The sequence below is a fragment of the Intestinimonas timonensis genome, from assembly GCF_900626145.1.
GTDB lineage: Bacteria > Bacillota > Clostridia > Oscillospirales > Oscillospiraceae > Intestinimonas > Intestinimonas aquisgranensis.
In genome coordinates this window covers 323,111-336,808 of record NZ_LR130817.1, presented here as the reverse complement: position 1 = coordinate 336,808, position 13,698 = coordinate 323,111, and the positions used below count along the sequence as shown (strand labels likewise).

The 13,698-nt window shown below is 62.1% G+C and carries 14 protein-coding genes and 1 pseudogene; all 15 read right to left on the bottom strand.

The window, feature by feature from the left end; translation table 11 throughout:
- Positions 1-39: 39 nt before the first annotated feature.
- Complete coding sequence (locus E0E29_RS07800) at positions 40-591, bottom strand: BMC domain-containing protein (RefSeq protein WP_130849390.1); 552 nt, start codon at positions 589-591, stop codon at positions 40-42.
- A gap of 5 nt (positions 592-596) precedes the next feature.
- The gene (locus E0E29_RS07795; protein WP_130849389.1) at positions 597-1,946 is read right to left on the bottom strand and encodes a 4Fe-4S dicluster domain-containing protein; all 1,350 of its coding nucleotides are present in this window, start codon (positions 1,944-1,946) and stop codon (positions 597-599) included.
- Between the two features lie 58 nt (positions 1,947-2,004).
- Positions 2,005-2,289, bottom strand: coding sequence for a EutN/CcmL family microcompartment protein (locus tag E0E29_RS07790; protein WP_130849388.1), 285 nt, complete (start codon positions 2,287-2,289; stop codon positions 2,005-2,007).
- Between the two features lie 66 nt (positions 2,290-2,355).
- Positions 2,356-3,111 carry a hypothetical protein gene (locus tag E0E29_RS07785; protein WP_130849387.1) on the bottom strand — a complete coding sequence of 252 codons (756 nt, stop codon included), beginning with the start codon at positions 3,109-3,111 and terminating at the stop codon, positions 2,356-2,358.
- A 37-nt stretch (positions 3,112-3,148) separates the two neighbouring features.
- The gene (gene eutJ / locus E0E29_RS07780) at positions 3,149-3,967 is read right to left on the bottom strand and encodes an ethanolamine utilization protein EutJ (RefSeq protein ID WP_130849386.1); all 819 of its coding nucleotides are present in this window, start codon (positions 3,965-3,967) and stop codon (positions 3,149-3,151) included.
- Positions 3,968-3,991: 24 nt separating this feature from the next.
- On the bottom strand, positions 3,992-4,825 hold the full coding sequence (locus E0E29_RS07775) for an ATP-binding protein (RefSeq protein ID WP_242622431.1): 834 nt from the start codon (positions 4,823-4,825) through the stop codon (positions 3,992-3,994).
- 38 nt (positions 4,826-4,863) lie between these two features.
- A complete protein-coding gene (gene eutM, locus E0E29_RS07770) occupies positions 4,864-5,148 on the bottom strand; it encodes an ethanolamine utilization microcompartment protein EutM (protein WP_130849384.1) in 285 nt (94 codons plus the stop codon).
- A gap of 95 nt (positions 5,149-5,243) precedes the next feature.
- Complete coding sequence (eutM, locus tag E0E29_RS07765; protein WP_130849383.1) at positions 5,244-5,531, bottom strand: ethanolamine utilization microcompartment protein EutM; 288 nt, start codon at positions 5,529-5,531, stop codon at positions 5,244-5,246.
- Positions 5,532-5,556: 25 nt separating this feature from the next.
- Positions 5,557-7,041 carry an acetaldehyde dehydrogenase (acetylating) gene (locus E0E29_RS07760; protein WP_130849382.1) on the bottom strand — a complete coding sequence of 495 codons (1,485 nt, stop codon included), beginning with the start codon at positions 7,039-7,041 and terminating at the stop codon, positions 5,557-5,559.
- 379 nt (positions 7,042-7,420) lie between these two features.
- Positions 7,421-7,678: pseudogene (locus E0E29_RS19100) on the bottom strand (BMC domain-containing protein); the annotation flags it as partial.
- A gap of 64 nt (positions 7,679-7,742) precedes the next feature.
- Positions 7,743-8,393 (bottom strand): ethanolamine utilization microcompartment protein EutL, encoded by a 651-nt coding sequence (gene eutL, locus E0E29_RS07750; RefSeq protein WP_130849380.1) that lies wholly within the window; start codon positions 8,391-8,393, stop codon positions 7,743-7,745.
- 22 nt (positions 8,394-8,415) lie between these two features.
- A complete protein-coding gene (gene eutC / locus E0E29_RS07745; RefSeq protein ID WP_130849379.1) occupies positions 8,416-9,306 on the bottom strand; it encodes an ethanolamine ammonia-lyase subunit EutC in 891 nt (296 codons plus the stop codon).
- A gap of 17 nt (positions 9,307-9,323) precedes the next feature.
- Positions 9,324-10,694 (bottom strand): ethanolamine ammonia-lyase subunit EutB, encoded by a 1,371-nt coding sequence (locus tag E0E29_RS07740; RefSeq protein WP_130849378.1) that lies wholly within the window; start codon positions 10,692-10,694, stop codon positions 9,324-9,326.
- Between the two features lie 22 nt (positions 10,695-10,716).
- Positions 10,717-12,147, bottom strand: a complete 1,431-nt coding sequence (gene eutA / locus E0E29_RS07735) for an ethanolamine ammonia-lyase reactivating factor EutA (RefSeq protein WP_130849377.1) — start codon at positions 12,145-12,147, stop codon at positions 10,717-10,719.
- 120 nt (positions 12,148-12,267) lie between these two features.
- Positions 12,268-13,695: a sensor histidine kinase gene (locus E0E29_RS07730; RefSeq protein ID WP_130849376.1), complete on the bottom strand. Its 1,428-nt coding sequence runs from the start codon at positions 13,693-13,695 to the stop codon at positions 12,268-12,270.
- Positions 13,696-13,698: the final 3 nt, after the last annotated feature.

Here is a 13,698-nt window from a genome sequence, read left to right as displayed (position 1 = left end):
GGGTCTGCTCCCATTGGGAAGCCTTCTGTCAGTCCCGCCTTACAGCAGAGACTGGAACAGTTTGGGGGAGGGACGCGGGATGACGGTGGTGCCCACCAGGAGCTCCGCCTCCCGCTCCGCGGCCGCCACAGCCGCACGGACCGCGCCCACGTCGCCGGTAAGGGTCACATAGCCCTTGCCGCCGATGGCGTAGCCGATGCGGACCTCGATGAGGGTGATGTTGGCCGCTTTTGCCGCCACATCGGCGGCAATGATGGCGGAGGCCACGGAGTAAAACTCCAGGACGCCTACGGCGCCCGGCTTCTCCACCTGGGTGGTCATGCTGATGGCCTGAATGACCTGGGGGTGGACGTTGGGGAGGGTCAGCGTGTCCACCACGCACTCGCCGCCCCGCTTGATCCCCTCGGCCATGGCCGCCTTCACGTCACCGGTATCGCCGGCGATGAGGACCATGTACTTACCCGGACAGACGGTGGAGGATCGGATGAGGTCCACCTGAGCCGCCTTCACCATGTAGTCGCAGGTCTCGATGCCCCGCGCGATGCTGTTGAGTTCTACCATGCCGATGGCAAGTCTGCTGGCGTTTCCCATGCTTCTCACTCCTTCCGGCTGCTGATGCGGGCGCCCTTGTCGGTGACCTCCACCACCACGCCGGAGATGCTGGCGTGGATGTTGGCGGAAAGTCCCTCAGCGGCCTCGGCCAGGACTTCGCCCCGCTCCACATAGTCGCCCACCGCCTTTACCACATTAGCGGGCTTACCGATGTGCTGAGAGAAGGGGATGAAGACCTCATTGGGGCTGAGCTCCTTGCACTCGTGGGCGTGGAGCCCATAGTACTCGGAGAGCCCCAGCCGGGCCACCAGGCGGTCCGTGGGGGTATGACGCTGGTCCACAAAGGACCGCGCCTGGGGTTCCATGTTCCGGGGCACCTGGATGCCGCGGGCGCGGAGCTGGCCCTTGATGTACTGGTTCACCTTCCGGGGCGAAAGGCCCATGGGGCAGGCAAACATCTCGCACACGCCGCAGTCGCAGCAGTTGGCCGCGTCGCCGAAGCAGCGCTCGTACTCCGCGTTGTCCTCCATTCCCGGCTCACGCCAGAAGTTCCGCATCACCAGGTTGGGGCGGATCTGGTGGCCGATGAGATACCGGGGACACAGGTCGGTGCACATCCGGCACTGGATACAGGCACTTCGGGTCTGGTGCCGGATGGACTCCAGAGGCAGGGTGGCCCGCTTGAACAGGTAGTGGTCCTTGGGCAGGACGATGATGTTGCCGGTGGTCTTGGTGACCACCGCGGCATCGATGTCCGCCTGGCTGAGGAGCACCTTGCCCATCATGGGGCCGCCCAGGATTAGGGCGTAGTCGGTGATGGTCGGCTCCGCCGCCTTCACGCATTCGGTGATAGCGGTGCCCACGGGAACGTGGAGCATGATGGGGGCCTTTACTTCACCCACCACGGAGAGGAACTTATCCACCACGGGACGCCCCTGGATGGCATCGAAGATGTTGAGCAGGGTGCCCACGTTGTCCACCACGCAGCCCACGTCCAGAGGCAGGCCCCGCTCCGGCACCGACCGGCCGGTGACCTGCTGGACCATGGTCTGCTCGTCGCCGGCGGGATAGAAGGTCCCCATCTCGAAAATCTCAACGGGGGCATCCGCCAGCTTGATCGCGTCGGATAGGGCCGCGATCTCAGCCTTATACTTTCCTTTGAGTGCGATGACTGCCCGCTTGGCCTCCAGGTGGGCGGCCACTGCCACCACCGCGGCTATGATCTGGGGCGCATAGGTGCGGCACAGATATTTGTCAGTCTCGATGAGGGGTTCGCACTCCGCGGCGTTGACCACAAAGCATTCGGCCTTGGCGTTGAGCTTGACTTGGGTGGGAAACCCAGCGCCGCCGGCGCCAACGATACCGGATGCCTTGACAAGTTCGGTCAGATTCAATGCTTTCACCGCCTTAATTCCCTTTGCCGTGTGCCGCCCCAGTTGGGCGGACCGGCTGTTACTCCAAAACGCTGGGGTCGATTTCCTGGTCGTCCACGATGCCCACAACGGTAGCGTCTACAGGGACTGACATGTCCCCGGCAGCGCTCCGGGCCGAGCTCCCGCCGACGATCAACACCGTCTCTCCCACACCGGCGCCGATGATGTCGGCCGCCACCATGGGGGGCTTATCCATGGAGCCGTCCAGGATGTTGATAGGCTGCACGATGAGCAGCTTATATCCGGCCAGCTTCTCTTCCTTGCGGGTGGCCCAGATGTTGCCGATGACTTTTGCCACTTTCATACGTTGTCCCCCTGTTTGACGCGGGACGGCGGAAGAGGGGCTCCCTCTCCCGCGGTCCATCCGCGTTTAGTCTTCGTCTCGGACGATGGTCATACCCCGGTCCTTGGCAGCGTCCTTGGCCAGCGCGGTGACGATGGTCTTCTCACCGATATGGACCTCGGTAACTCCGCCCATATTGGCCTCAATGAGGTCCTTCTCCGTGAGCACCCGCTTCTCGATGCGCACTGCCTTGGCTTCACAGCAGGCAGCGGCAGGGGCGGGTGCCGCGGGAGCGGCAGCGGCGCACACAGGCGCGACCGCGGCGGGCACAGGAGACGCATTGCCCAGGATGACCTGCTCCAGGCTGGCCTGGGCGCAGATCACCACGCCGGAGGCCACCAGCAGGTCCAGCTTCTGCTGCATCATGTTATAGTAGGCAGCGGGCGCTGTCTCCCTGTACTGATACAGCTCCACCTCTTCGGTGGGGACATAGACCTTTTTACCTGAGAGGATGGCTTTGGAGGCAAGACGGGTATACGCGGTATCGCAGGCGCCGGATGCCAGCGCCGCCATGGCGTCACAGCTCAGATTGAAGAGCACCACGGCCTCATAGGCGTCCAGGTCCACTTCGTAGTGGTGCATCAGGGCGCAGTCGGTGTGGTAACGGGCCTTGAGGGCCTCATTCTCCAAGGTCGCGTGACAGTCGGTGCCGTGGTTCTGAGTCAGGATCAGCAGACCCGGCTTTCCGCCGCAGTCGGCACACTCGGCGCAGCTACCTTCCGCTTCGGAGATCTTCTGCGCGACGCGACGGAGGATCTCTTCCACGATGGCGTTATGGTCCATGCCTTCCCCTCCTTTCTAAATCATTCATTGGGTCTCGTCAGACCTTGCAGTTCATGGCAATGCCGGCCGGCGTCACCAGGAAGGGATTGGCCGGCTTGATGGTCTTGATTCCGGTCTCCTTCTCAAAGATGCCCTCGATCCCCGTCAGGCAGCAGGTACCGCCGCACAGATAGATGGCGTCGGTGTGCTCCTTGTCGATATACCGGTTCACGATGGAGGCCATCTTCTCCACCACAGCCTTCACCACCGGCAGGATCTCCTTGTGACGGGAGTAGTCCTGCTTGATGGCCTCGGCCTCCTGGAAGGGAACGTGGAAATTCCCCGCCAGGACCAGGGTGAGATGGGTGCCTCCGGTGGGCTCATCCTCGATCTGGACCACTTTGCCGCCCTTCAGGATGGCAAGGCCCGTGGTGCCGCCGCCGATGTCCACCACCACACCGTCCTCGATCTGGTAAATGGAGTTGGCCGCGGTGGGCTCATCCAGAACATTGGTGACCTCAAAGCCGGCACCCTCTGCCACGTACTGGTGGGTCTTGGTGCTGGATTCGGTCCCGGCGGGCATGGCGATGGCACAGTTGACCAGCTCCGTGTCCAGCCGCTCCTCCAGCTTTGCCTTGAGTTCCTTGACGATGCGCAGCGCCCCGGAGTAGTCCACCACCACGCCGTCCCGCAGGACCTGCGCCGCCTGCTTCTCACAGGCGATGGGGTTATTCTCCTCGTCCAGGACGACCATGACGATGTAGGCCGTGCCCAAATCCAGGCCCACCTTCAGCTTGTTGCTGACGGGCTTGAAGGTCTTGGTCTCCGATTCCTCCACACGGGCCATATAGGCGTTGACGCGGTCCAGATCCATCATGTGTTTGGCGCTCCTTTGTCAAGTTTAGTTTCCGTTTTGATACTGTCCGGCCAAATATCTGCACATCATAATGTGCAGGGCGCTGGACATGCGGTTGAGCTCTTCGATAATATCGCCCCGGGTGTACTTTGCGCCGCTGTGGAAGGCGTTGGCCGCCGCCACTTCCGTCTCGCGCACGTCGGTGCGCAACTGGTTGAGCAGCGCGAAGTCCCGTCCCATGGTGTAGTCGGGCAGGACCATTGCCTTGACCCCGAAGAACCGCTGGGGATCGTGGGACTGCTCCCGCAGTTCCGCGTGGGTGAGTCCGATGATGGTATCCATCTGGAAAGGCTCATCCAACACGTCGCAGCGCATCATCTCCCGCAGGATCTTCAGGATGTCGTCCAGGTCGTCGATAAGAGCCTGACTGCCGCCCCGGTCGTGGATGTCCACCTGGGCCAGGACCACTGCGCTCTGCAGCGAGTCCAGCTTACCGCGGAACAGGATCCGGGGATGGTTCTTCACCACCAGCACATTTCCCACCAGGTGGGTCATATGCTCGGGCTTCTCCATGTAGAAGGCGCCGGTCTCATAGTCCACGAACTTAGGCTTTACAGGCGCCGGCGCCGGCGCCGGCGCAGGCGTGGGCGCGGGTGCGGGCGCTGCCATGGTCACCTCGGGCATGGGCGGCACCTCTGTGGCGACGATCCTGGGTGCGGTCTGCTGTCCCTCCTTGACGATCTTGATCTTGCGGGACTGCAGATACTCCCGGGCCGCCGGGGTGAGGATCTTGCCTGCCGGTACGACGTAGCATTCGGGATCTGTTGCCCGAAGTTCGCACCGAAGAGCGTCCTCCGTGATACATTTCAAGCGCTTCACCCCCTCCGTCGGTAGGTTTGATACGGCTTACGCCGGTCTTACTTCTCCAGGCTGGGGAGGATGAACTCCACTTCCTCGTGGGGACGGGGGATCACGTGGACGGAAACCAGCTCGCCCACACGCTCAGCGGCGGCGGCGCCGGCATCGGTGGCCGCCTTAACAGCGCCCACGTCGCCACGGACCATAACGGTCACCAGACCGCCGCCCACATGGACCTTGCCGATGAGGGTGACGTTGGCGGCCTTGACCATGGCATCGGCGGCCTCGATGGAGGCGACCAGGCCTTTGGTCTCAATCATACCAAGTGCTTGCATACTAGCCATATTCATACACTCCTATACCATCCGGGCGGCGGTCAGGGGACTGGACGGCTCACGCCGCCCAGCCCCCGCTCCACCGCAGGGGATGGGGAAAATGGTTACTGCTTATCCAGGGAGGGGAGGATGAACTCCACTTCCTCGTGGGGACGGGGAATGACATGGACGGAGATCAGCTCGCCCACGCGCTCGGCAGCGGCAGCGCCGGCATCGGTGGCGGCCTTGACAGCGCCCACGTCGCCGCGGACCATGACGGTCACCAGACCGCCGCCCACGTGGACCTTGCCGATGAGGGTGACGTTGGCGGCCTTGACCATGGCATCGGCGGCCTCGATGGAGGCAACGAGACCCTTGGTCTCGATCATGCCAAGTGCTTGCATAGTAGCCATAAATAGTTCCTCCTAAAAATCAGTCTTACAGATCCTTGAGACGGGCCATGATCTTGCGGACGATATCCTCCACATCGGCCTCGCTCACATCGCTGGTGCGCAGCCGGCAGATACCGTCGGAGCAGTCAGGCAGGTCAGCCCGGATCTCGTCCAGCTCCTTGATGCCATAGGCCACCTTGCGGGTGTTGAGGAGCTGCATGGGACCCACGTTCTCACTGGTGGCGGAGCCGCCCACGGCGCCGCAGCCCAGAGTGAGGGCGGGCATGAGACCGGTGGTACCGCCGATGCCGCCCAGGGCGGAGGGGGTGTTCACCATGATGCGGGAGGCGGGCACCCGCTTGGCGAAGTAGTCCACGATCTCATCGTTATTGGTGTGCATGGAGAAGGTGTGGCCGGCGCCCTCGTAGTGGAGGATAGTGCACACCTTGTCGCACACGTCCTTGTAATCCGTGCCGGTAAAGAAGGCAAGGATGGGTCCCAGCTTCTCGTTGGAGTAGGGATGGCCGCGGCCCACGCCGTCCTCACGGGCCACCAGGACCCGGGCGGTGGCGGGCACCTTGTCCAGCCCGGCCAGCTTGGCGATGGTCTCCACGCTGCGGCCCACGATCTCGGGATTCATGGTGCCATTGGCGCGGAGGATGAACTTGCCCAGCTTCTCACGCTCGGCGTCGTCCAGGAAGTAGGCGCCCTGCTTCTCCATCTCAGCCTTGACGGCGGGAACCATGTCCTCATCGCAGATGATAGACTGCTCAGAGGCACAGATGGTGCCGTTGTCGAAGGTCTTGGAGTCCATGATGCGCTTGACCGCCAGAGGCAGGTCGCAGGTCTTCTCCAGGTAAGCGGGGCCGTTGCCCGGGCCCACGCCGATGGCGGGGGTGCCGGAGGAATAGGCCGCGCGGACCATGGCGGAGCCGCCGGTGGCCAGAATCATGGCCACGTCCCGGTGACGCATCAGGTTGTCAGTGGCCTCCATGGTGGGGATGGTGATGCAGGAGACCAGGTTCTCGTTGCCGCCAGCCTCGGCAATGGCCTGCCGGATGACCTTGACGGTCTCCATGATGCAGCGCAGTGCCGTGGGATGGGGGGAGAACACGATGGCGTTGCCCGCCTTAATGGCGATCTCCGCCTTGTAAAGGGTGGTAGAGGTGGGGTTGGTAGAGGGAACCAGACCGGCGATGACGCCCATGGGCACGGCGATGGTGCGGACCTTCTTGACGTCGTCCCGCTCCAGCTCACCCACAGTCTTCATGTCCTTGATATACTCGTAGACGCCGCGGCTGCCGAAGATGTTCTTGATGATCTTATCCTCGACCTTGCCGAAGCCGGTATCCTCGTTCGCCATCTCGGCCAGCCGCCGGGCGTTGCGCACGCCGGCGTCGGCAATGGCACGGACGATGTGGTCCACCTGGGACTGGGTCATATTGGCCAGTTCCTTCTGGGCCTCCTTCGCCGCCTCCACCAGCTCACGGACCTCTTGCATAGACAGCAGGTCTTTATCGTAAAGCTGCATTTAATCAACTCTCCTCTTGAGGGATGCTTCCCATATGACATTCCGTCATCTTCAGCGGATTTTAACGTCCCCGAAACGCTCGAATGGCCGCCACAAGCTCCTCTTTCTTGGCGAATCGGATCTCCTTGCGGGTCATGGTGTCCAAGCCTACGCTCCTGGCGACGGAACGCAGCTTGACCACAGGCATGGCCTCCAGGACCTCATCCGTCAGGTCGGCGAGCTGCAGGCTCTCCCCTTCCTCGGCCTTTTCCTCTGCCGGGGCCTCCGGCTCCGGCTGGGGTTCAGGCTGGGGGGCGGGGGGCTCGCTCACCGGAGGCTCCTGGACCTTCTCAGGCTCCTTGGGGGGCTTGGGAGTGGGCGTGACCGGCGCGGGCGTCGTCAACATGCCCTCGAGCTCCTCATGCGGTCTCGGGATGACGTGCACGGACACCAGCTCACCGACCCGCTCCGCCGCGGCCGCACCGGCGTCGACCGCCGCCTTCACGGCGCCGACGTCGCCACGGACCATGACGGTCACCAGGCCGCCGCCCACGTGTTCCTTACACGTCAGGGTGACATTTGCCGCCTTTACCATGGCATCGGCGGCCTCAATCGAGGCCACCAGGCCACGGGTTTCGATCATACCCAAAGCCTTCATTCAGTACCTCCATCATGGGCCGGCGCTACCGGCCCTCTCTTGTGAACGAATCAGGCGATGGGGATCAGTCGATGGGGTTGTCGGCCACGAACTCCACAGCGGCGGCGAAAGCGTCGCAGGCGGACTTACAGGCGGACTGGCTGCCGGTGAGCAGACCGCCGCCGAAGTTGGTCTCGCTGGGGGGCGCGTACAGCACGCACAGACGAACGTCGGCGGCCTTCAGAGCGGCATCGACGCCGTACATGGCCTCCAGAGGAGGAGCGATCAGGTAGGCAATGGCCTCGCCCTCCTGGATACCGCAGGCCTCGGACAGGTAGGAGCCGGTCCGGGAGATGCAGTGGGCGTAGTAAACAATGGTATCGTCCTCGTTGGCAGAGACGAAGTGGCACACGTTCTCGATCATGTCCACGCAGGCAGCCAGACCAGCCTTAGCCTCAGCGGGGTTGGGGGCGGCCAGGATGCCGATGATCTCACCGGCCAGCTTGGTGTTGGCGTTGGCAGCGCCGGCGTAGAAGCTCTTGGCGTAGGCCACGCGGCAGTCGGCCTTCTTGGTAGCCTCGTCCAGAGCGGTATAGGTCACATCATCGCAGTCGGCAGTGACCAGGGCCAGGGACTTCTCGCCGGGCAGCAGGCCCAGCTCCTTGGCCATATCAGGAGCCACGTTAGGGATGATCTTGGTGGCCAATACGGTTGCTCTTACGGGATCTCTTTTCATGGTAGAATTTCCTCCCTACTCCTTACAGTTTCAGATCAGTGCCGCTGGCCTTCTTCTCCAGCATGATCTTGATGATGTCGGCGATGTGAGCGCCGGCCTCGGCGGGGATGGTACCATTCCGGTGGATGTTGGAAACCACGGTGCGGCGGGCCTCAGGCATGCCCACGGTGGCCTTGTAAGCGATGTAGGCGGACATGGACTCGGCAGTGATGAGGCCGGGACGCTCGCCGATGAGGGTGCAGGTGACCTCGGCGCCGGTGAGCTCGGAGATCTCGTCCATGACGGCCACACGGCCGAACTTCACGAAGAAGGGAGTGCCCACGTCGATCTTGTAGTTCTGCAGGCCCTGCATGATGGCGGGGAGCAGATCGGGGATGTTGGCGGCCACGGAGGCGGAAGACAGACCGTCAGCCACATAGATCTGGACGGTGGGGTTCTTCTTGCACTTCTCCTTGATGGTGGCCACGGCCTCGGGGCTGAGCTTACGGCCCAGGTCGGGGCGGGTCAGGTAGGTGTCCTTGCTGTCGCACTGGGTCTGCACGATGAACAGGCCCTGGGACTTCACGAACTCCTCGTCCACGTCGTTGAACACGGCGTCCTGGGCGGCGGAGTGGGCAGCGCGGAACTCCAGCTGGGGGAGCGTCTTATAGCGGGCGCCGGCCTTGCCGATGCCCAGACGGCAGGGAGCATTCATCTTCAGCTCGGCATACTCCTCGCCGTGCTCAGGATTCTCCACCAGATACTGCTTGCGGATATCCACCTCGGTGATATCGGGGATGCAGCCGTCTTCGATGTTGGCGGGCGCCTCGCAGGCCTTGGCACAGGCGGCCTCGACAGCGGGGGCGGCGGAACCGCTCACGTTCATCTCGCTGAGCACTTGCTCAATGATTGTTCTCAGATCTTTCTCATCCATGAATCACACCTCCTCCCTTATTTCGCCAGGAACACGGAAGCGTCGCCAGCCTTGGCGGTCAGCTTGCCGTTCTCGGAGAAGCCCATCTTCTCCAGCCACATATCGAACTCGTGGATGGGACGCAGGCCGAAGATCTCACGGAGGGCAGCGGCCTCATGATAGCCGGTGCACTGATACATCAGCATGCAGTCATCGCCCTCGGGCACGCCCATGACGTAGTTGCAGCCAGCGGCGACCAGCAGGGTGGCCAGGTTCTCGATGTCGTTCTGGTCGGCCTTCATGTGGTTGGTGTAGCAGGCGTCGCAGCCCATGGGAACACCAGTCAGCTTGCCCATGAAGTGGTCCTCCAGGCCGGCGCGGGTGACCTGCTTGGAATCGTACAGGTACTCGGGGCCGATGAAGCCAACGACGGTGTTGACCAGGAAGGGCTGATAGCGCTTGGCAAAGCCGTAGCAGCGGGCCTCCATGGTGACCTGGTCCCAGCCGTTGTGGGCGTCAGAGGAGAGCTCGGAGCCCTGGCCGGTCTCGAAGTACATCACGTTGGGGCCGGTGCAGGTGCCGCGGCTGAGCATGGTGGCGCGGCCCTCGTCCAGCATCTCGGCGGTCAGACCGAAGGCCTCGTTGCCCTTCTGGCTGCCGGCGATGGACTGGAACATCAGGTCCAGAGGAGCGCCCAGCTTGTCGGCGGCAGCGGTCTGGGTGGTCACGTGGGCCAGCACGCAGATCTGGGTGGGGATCTCCCACTTCCGCTTGAACTCGTCGAACATCTTCAGGATGCGGGCCACAGACTCCAGGGAGTCGTCCACGGGGTTCAGGCCGATGACGGCGTCGCCGCAGCCCAGGGACAGACCTTCCATAACGGAAGCGATGATGCCCTTGGGGTCATCGGTGGTGTGGTTGGGCTGCAGGCGGGAAGAGAAAGTGCCGGGCAGACCGATGGTGGTGTTGCAGTGGGCGGACACACGCATCTTCTTAGCGGCATAGATGAGGTCCAGGTTGCTCATCAGCTTACAGACGCCGGCCACGATCTCGGAGGTCAGGCCGCGGGAAGCGTGCCGGATCATCTCGGTGGTGGTGCTCTCGCTGAGGAGCCACTCACGGAACTCGGCCACCGTCATGTTCTTGAACTCGTTGAAGATGGTCTCGTTGACGGCGTCCTGGATAATACGGGTAACCTCGTCCTCTTCGTAGGGGACGGCGGGGGAATTGCGCAGATCATTTAAAGTAAGGTGAGAAAGGACCACCTTGGCGGCGACTCTTTCCTCGGCAGTCTCGGCGGCGATGCCTGCCAGCTTGTCGCCGGACTTTTCCTCATTGGCCTTGGCCATAACCTCGCGCACGCTCTTGAACTCGTACACATGGCCAAACAGCTTCGTTTTGAGAATCACGCTACTTCACCTCTCGTACTTTTTAAGAATTGAAGATCAGGGTCTTGATCACCACGGGCACCACATGCCCGTCCGCGACGGGTTCGCCGATGTCCACGTAGTCTCCGCTGAGGGTCTTGATGCCGTCGATGCAGATGACGTCTTTCTTGTAGTCCAGCATCACGTTCACCGCGTTCCCCAGCACTTTGCCGATATCGGCTTCCACCACAAGGATCAAGGGATAACTGCTGTCGATCACCTCCTTCGCTGCTTCGATGATGGCCGCTGCGAGGTCCTGGACCTCCGCAAAGCTGGTGCGCGTTTCCCCGTTGAAGGCAATGGCGATCTGTTCCACCTTGCCCTCTGGCTTGTACAGCGGCATTTGCCTGGTGATGGAAGAGCGAAACGTCTCCAGCGACGCCTCGTCCTCCTCGGACACCTTGAGGATGGGGATGTTCTTGATCGGGAGCCGGTCTGCTTCGACATGGATCGTACTCCCGCTCACCTCGGTGGTATGCGTCCCCGCGCCCACCACCGTGGCCCGTATTGTCTCGGCGGCCCGGAAGAGCTGCACGGTCTGGAGGTCCGGGTTGGACCGGATCGCCTGACCCAGCAGCACGCCGATGTCGCCGTAACGGAAAAGGTCACCCTCCATCTGCTGATAGACGCAGTCGGCAACGCCGCCGGAGAAGGTGATGGCCTTGATCTCCGGTTCGGCGGGGAGGGGCTTGCCGTCGTTGGTATAGAGTCCCATATGGTCCCCATCCATCTTCTTGAGGTGGAGGGACTGAGCCAGCTGGTCGGCCATCAGGGCGCAGATCTGGCGGAGCTTTTGCTCTTCCGCCGGGTCGCCCACCTGGAGGTCGATGCCGTGGGACTTGGCCAATGCCTGTATCTTTGGGAAGAGATAGGTTACCCTGCCCTTGTCCACCTTGATGAGGCGGCCGCCAATGTCCAAGCAGCTCACCCCACGGAGGGTACCCTTCTCATAGACTGCAATGTTGGTGGTGCCGCCGCCTACGTCCAGATTGGCCACGGCGGTCCGGTGCTCTTCCGAGAGCTTGTCGGCACCGGCGCCCCGGGCCGAGAGGACCGACTCCAGGTCGGGTCCTGCGGTGGCCACCACAAAGTCTCCGGCCAGGTCGGAGAGGGCTTCCAGCACCTCGTTGGCGTTTTCCTTACGGGCGGTCTCACCGGTGATGATCACCGCGCCGGTCCGAACATCCTCCGGCGTCATGCCGGCGGCCTGATACTCGTCCCGGACAATTTTCTTTACTGCATCGGCGTCGATCTCCGTATTGGACTTCAGAGGCGTAAAATAGATGAGGCTGCGGTAGATGACCTCTTTGTCCACGATCTGGATCCGCGGCACGGTATAGCTGCTGGCCCGGTTCTCAATGGTCAGCCTGCTGAAAATGAGCTGTGTCGTGGAGGTGCCGATGTCGATGCCCACGCTGAGGATCACTTCATGCAAGGCGTTCACCTGCTTTCCATTTTTGGTGGTTGGTCCTGTAAAAACAGGCAGCCCGAACACACAGGGGCTTTTTCTCTCCCCCGCGCATCCGAGCTGCGTCGCTCCGTTTTCCGGCCTGTGTTACGTCACACTGGCCGCGTCTACGATTTGATTTTTGAAGTCAAAGGTTACATGGGTTCCGCCCGGTCCCGACTCCACACCCAGGTTCCCCCGGAGCTTATCCTTCACCATGGTCTGGACAATGGACAGGCCCAGCCGGTCGGTGCGGACATTCTCCACATCATAACCGCTGCCGTCATCGATGACCTCGATGCGGGAATACAGCTCCCCGCGGGTCACCACGATGCGGATCAGTCCGCTCTCCCGGTCCTGGAAGGCGTACTGGAGGGAATTTTGCAGCAGCTCGTTGATGATGAGGGCCACTGAGGTGGCAATATCGGAATCTACTTCGAAATCGTCCCCCTCCAGGGTGATATTTACGTCGAAGTGGGGGCGCGCGAAGTAGCGGACGGTATTGTTTTTGATATTGAGGATGACCTCACCGATCTTCACCTGATCCACACCGCTCTGGGCCAGCAGCTCATGGGTGGTGGCAATGGAGAGGATGCGGTTCATACTCTCGCCCAGAACCTTCCGGGTCTCCTCGTTGTCCGAACGCCGGACCTGAAGCCGCAGGAGGCTGGCGATGGTCTGGAGATTGTTCTTGACCCGGTGGTGCATCTCCTTGATGGCCACTGATTTCAAGATCAGGGCCTTTTCCTGTTCTTTCTTCCAGGTGTTGTCCTGGATGACCACGGCAAAGGCCATGTCTTCACTCTCCAGCTGGATACGTTTCACGGAAAGGCTGTGCCGACCCACGGTGATTTCGATGACGGAATAGCCCGACTGGTCGGCATCATCCACTGAGTCCACCAGACGTACATTCTCGTAAACCTGCCCCAATGGGTCTTCTATGTAGCCCAACTGACGGTAGAGGTCCCGGGCCAGGGAGTTCCGGAAGGCAACGACGCCTGTCCGGTCCACCATCAGCAACGCCTCGTCGATACACTCGGTAAGCCAGTTGTTGCTGCCCACCATGTGGCTCAGGGCGTTGGCGATCTGCTCGTAGCTCTGCTCGGAAAAGTGGAGCCGCTCACTGATCTGCCGCTGCTCATCCACCCGCTGCTCACGGATGAGCACGCCGATGACCCGATCGCCGGCGGTGTTCTTGATGGGCTCCACCGACTGAATGGTGCGGCCATTTTCCTGGGTCACGGCCTTCATCTGTTTGGTGGCCACCCCCAGCCGGAAGGTCCGCGCCACAGCGGGCTCGTTCTCCTTCCGGGCCAGCAGGCCCACCACGGTCTTTTTATAGGAGGATGGCACATAGGAGGGTTTCGCCTCGGCCACCACGATGGCATCTCCATCCCAGGAGGGGCAGTCGATGAAAATATCGGCGTCCTCCAGGTTAGCCAGGGGTTGGAGCACCGCGCTCATACCCTGTATGGTGGCGATCTCCTCCTCTGTGAGGTCCGTATATTTCTTGCACAGCTCCCAGATGATGTCCATCTC

What these genes read in the sequence shown, in the direction of transcription:
- eutL (WP_130849380.1), bottom strand. Translation starts at nt 8,393, where the DNA reads ATGAAAAGAGATCCCGTAAGAGCAACCGTATTGGCCACCAAGATCATC.
- eutC (WP_130849379.1), bottom strand. Translation starts at nt 9,306, where the DNA reads ATGGATGAGAAAGATCTGAGAACAATCATTGAGCAAGTGCTCAGCGAG.
- E0E29_RS07800 (WP_130849390.1), bottom strand. Translation starts at nt 591, where the DNA reads ATGGGAAACGCCAGCAGACTTGCCATCGGCATGGTAGAACTCAACAGC.
- E0E29_RS07790 (WP_130849388.1), bottom strand. Translation starts at nt 2,289, where the DNA reads ATGAAAGTGGCAAAAGTCATCGGCAACATCTGGGCCACCCGCAAGGAA.
- eutM (WP_130849383.1), bottom strand. Translation starts at nt 5,531, where the DNA reads ATGGCTACTATGCAAGCACTTGGCATGATCGAGACCAAGGGTCTCGTT.
- E0E29_RS07760 (WP_130849382.1), bottom strand. Translation starts at nt 7,041, where the DNA reads ATGCAGCTTTACGATAAAGACCTGCTGTCTATGCAAGAGGTCCGTGAG.
- eutJ (WP_130849386.1), bottom strand. Translation starts at nt 3,967, where the DNA reads ATGATGGATCTGGACCGCGTCAACGCCTATATGGCCCGTGTGGAGGAA.
- E0E29_RS07730 (WP_130849376.1), bottom strand. Translation starts at nt 13,695, where the DNA reads ATGGACATCATCTGGGAGCTGTGCAAGAAATATACGGACCTCACAGAG.
- eutM (WP_130849384.1), bottom strand. Translation starts at nt 5,148, where the DNA reads ATGGCTAGTATGCAAGCACTTGGTATGATTGAGACCAAAGGCCTGGTC.
- E0E29_RS07785 (WP_130849387.1), bottom strand. Translation starts at nt 3,111, where the DNA reads ATGGACCATAACGCCATCGTGGAAGAGATCCTCCGTCGCGTCGCGCAG.